This is a genomic window from Mesorhizobium sp. Cs1321R2N1, assembly GCF_037179725.1.
Taxonomy (GTDB): Bacteria; Pseudomonadota; Alphaproteobacteria; order Rhizobiales; family Rhizobiaceae; genus Mesorhizobium; species Mesorhizobium salmacidum.
Genome location: NZ_JAPYKP010000268.1, coordinates 1 through 3007, shown reverse-complemented (window position 1 = coordinate 3007; position 3007 = coordinate 1). Strand labels below are relative to the sequence as shown.

At 61.3% G+C, this 3007-nt stretch carries 4 protein-coding genes; all 4 read right to left on the bottom strand.

Translation table 11 applies throughout. The features are described from left to right. Positions 1–55 precede the first annotated feature (55 nt). On the bottom strand, positions 56–1126 hold the full coding sequence (rfbB, locus tag O7A61_RS31725; protein WP_027145914.1) for a dTDP-glucose 4,6-dehydratase: 1071 nt from the start codon (positions 1124–1126) through the stop codon (positions 56–58). Positions 1127–1155: 29 nt separating this feature from the next. Further along, the gene (rfbC, locus tag O7A61_RS31720; protein ID WP_337133100.1) at positions 1156–1710 is read right to left on the bottom strand and encodes a dTDP-4-dehydrorhamnose 3,5-epimerase; all 555 of its coding nucleotides are present in this window, start codon (positions 1708–1710) and stop codon (positions 1156–1158) included. A 2-nt stretch (positions 1711–1712) separates the two neighbouring features. Next, a complete protein-coding gene (gene rfbA / locus O7A61_RS31715) occupies positions 1713–2594 on the bottom strand; it encodes a glucose-1-phosphate thymidylyltransferase RfbA (RefSeq protein WP_140717955.1) in 882 nt (293 codons plus the stop codon). Between the two features lie 240 nt (positions 2595–2834). After that, positions 2835–3007, bottom strand: a 173-nt coding sequence (locus tag O7A61_RS31710) for an integrase core domain-containing protein (RefSeq protein ID WP_337133101.1), incomplete at its 5' end; no start/stop codon positions are given.

Genomic DNA, 3007 nt, shown 5'->3' with positions numbered 1-3007 from the left:
CCGGTCTCGAGCAGGCTCGCCGCGACCTGGCCGTCGCGTCCGGTGACGAGGAGCCTCACGCGCCCACCTTGCGTGCTTCGCCCAGCCTTTCGCCGGCATAACGCTGTTCGCGGATCGGCCCCCACCACCATTTGTTGTCGAGGAACCAGTCCACGGTCCTGGCAAGGCCGCTGTCGAAATTCTCCCTGGGCGTCCAGCCGAGCTCGCGGCTTATCTTGGAAGCATCGATGGCGTAACGGCGGTCATGGCCGGGGCGATCGGTGACGAAGGAGATCAACTCGCGATAGCGCCTGCCGCCGGCGCGCGGACGCCTGGTGTCGAGCAGGTCGCAGATCGTCTCGACGACGGCTAGGTTGGTGCGTTCCGAATTGCCGCCGACATTGTAGCTCTCGCCCGGATGGCCTTTCGTGGCGACCAGTTCCAGGGCACGCGCGTGATCCTCGACGAACAGCCAGTCGCGCACATTGGCGCCGGCGCCGTAAACCGGCAGCGGCCTTTCGTCGAGCGCGTTGAGGATGACGAGCGGAATCAGCTTCTCGGGGAAATGATAGGGCCCGTAATTGTTCGAACAGTTGGAGAGTACGACCGGCAGGCCGTAGGTCTCGTGCCAGGCGCGCACCAGATGGTCCGAGGCCGCCTTCGAGGCGGAATAGGGCGAGGACGGCGCGTAGGGCGTCTCCTCGACGAACATGCCGCCGTCGAAGGGCAGATCGCCGAACACCTCGTCGGTGGAGACGTGATGGAAGCGGAAACGGGCTTTCCTGTCGCCGGACAGGCCACGCCAGTATTCGAGCGCGGCATTGAGCATCTTGTAGGTGCCGACGATGTTGGTCTCGATGAAGGCGCCCGGTCCATCGATCGAGCGGTCGACATGGCTCTCGGCGGCGAGGTTCATGACGATGTCGATATCGTCGCGGCGCAGTATGTCGAGCACCGCCCTCTCGTCGCAGATATCGGCCTGGGCGAAGCGGTAATTGTGGACATTCTCAATCGGCCGCAGCGAGGCCAGATTGCCCGCATAGGTCAGTTTGTCGAGGTTGGTCACCCGGTAGGCCGGATTGGCGCACAGATGCCGGCATACCGCCGAACCGATGAAGCCGGCACCGCCCGTCACCAGAAAATTCATCCCGTCGTCCTTATGCACCACACGCTCCATCAGGCGAACACCTCGGCCGCGGCCAACATAGGCGCCTTGAGGTCCTTGTCGGAAAGCTGGAACCCGCCGGCCAGCGACGGCCATTCTATGCCGATGGCAGAATCGTCGAAACGGATCGACCGGTCATGCTCGGGCGAATAGGTGTCGGTCACCTTGTACAGCACCTCGGTGTCGGGCACGAGTGTGACGAAGCCATGCGCGAAGCCCTTTGGCACCAGGATCTGGTTGCCTTTTTCGGCCGACACTTCGAGGGCGACCCATTTTCCGAAGGTTTTCGAGGCGCGGCGGATGTCGACCGCGACGTCGAGAATACTGCCACGGATAACGCGCAGCAGCTTGTCCTGGGCGCGCGGCGCAAGCTGGTAATGAAGCCCGCGCAGGACGCCCGGGGCAGCGGAATAGGAGTGGTTGTCCTGCACGAAAGTCAAATCAATGCCGGCCTGCGAAAAGCGCTCGGCATTGTAGGTTTCCATGAAGAACCCACGTGCGTCGCCATGGCGTTTCGGAACGATTTCAAGCACCCCATCGATGCCCAGGGATCTCACCTCCAGCATCTCTAGCCCTCCGAAAGATCGACGACGCGCCGGCGCAGATAAGCGGCGTATTCGTTCTTGCCCAGGCGGGCCGCGCGCTCCAGCACCATGTCCGCCGTCAGCCAACCCTGTTCGAAGGCGATTTCCTCCGGGCAGGCGACCTTGATGCCCTGGCGATGTTCGATCGTGCGTACGAAGGAAGAGGCTTCGTGCAGGCTGTCATGGGTGCCGGTGTCGAGCCAGGCATAGCCGCGTCCCAGCCGATGAACATGGAGCTGGCCGCGCTCGAGATAGACGTTGTTGACCGCCGTGATCTCGATCTCGCCACGCGGCGAAGGACGGATGGTCGGGGCGATGTCGACGACATCATTGTCGTAGAAATAGAGCCCCGTGACGGCCCAGTTGGACTTCGGTGTTTGTGGCTTTTCCTCGATCGTCAGCGCGGTTCCGGTCGCCTTGTCGAAAGACACCACGCCATAGCGCTCGGGATCCTCGACATGGTAGGCGAACACCGAAGCGCCCCTCTGGCGCGATGCCGCGGCGCGGCAAAGCTGCGACAGCCCGTCGCCAAAATAGATGTTGTCGCCCAGGATCATCGACACGCTGTCCTTGCCGATGAAATCGCGGCCGATGATGAAGGCTTCCGCGAGGCCATTGGGTTGCGGCTGCTCGGCGTAAGACAGTGCCAGCCCAAAATCAGATCCGTCGCCGAGTAAACCACGGAAAGCGGGCAGATCACGAGGCGTCGAAATGATCAGAATCTCTCGTATTCCCGCGAGCATCAACACGCTCAGCGGATAATAGATCATCGGCTTGTCGTAAATGGGAAGAATTTGCTTAGAGACCGCTAATGTTAGTGGATAAAGACGTGTTCCACTGCCTCCAGCAAGGATAATTCCTTTCAAAAAGCTCTCCTTGACATGCCAAAGCCCCCCGGCCCTGGGTGCCTGTGCTTAGGTTTCATGCATTGGCTTGTCAATGCGGCACACGACAAATGCATCGACCATGTTGAATACCGTCCATCGACGGGCACCTCCCGCTTCGGCCGAACCCGTCTGATCCCATCCTGGCAAGGTCGAGGCCCTGATCACCGATCGCACTTTCGGCTTTATCGAGGACGGGCCTCAGGGCAGATGTATCAACACCTAGGTGTGGAGCCTCAACAGGTTGTCCTTGGTCAGGCCCAGGCGGCTGATTGGCGGTTTGGACTTTAGGCTTCCGTGCGGACGGTGCCAATTGTACCGATGCAACCATATGGGCAACTCGGCGGCGCGATGGTCGGAGTTCGCATAAGCCACGGCATATGCCCACTCCCTGA

What these genes read in the sequence shown, in the direction of transcription:
- rfbB (WP_027145914.1), bottom strand. Translation starts at nt 1,126, where the DNA reads ATGAATTTTCTGGTGACGGGCGGTGCCGGCTTCATCGGTTCGGCGGTA.
- rfbC (WP_337133100.1), bottom strand. Translation starts at nt 1,710, where the DNA reads ATGCTGGAGGTGAGATCCCTGGGCATCGATGGGGTGCTTGAAATCGTT.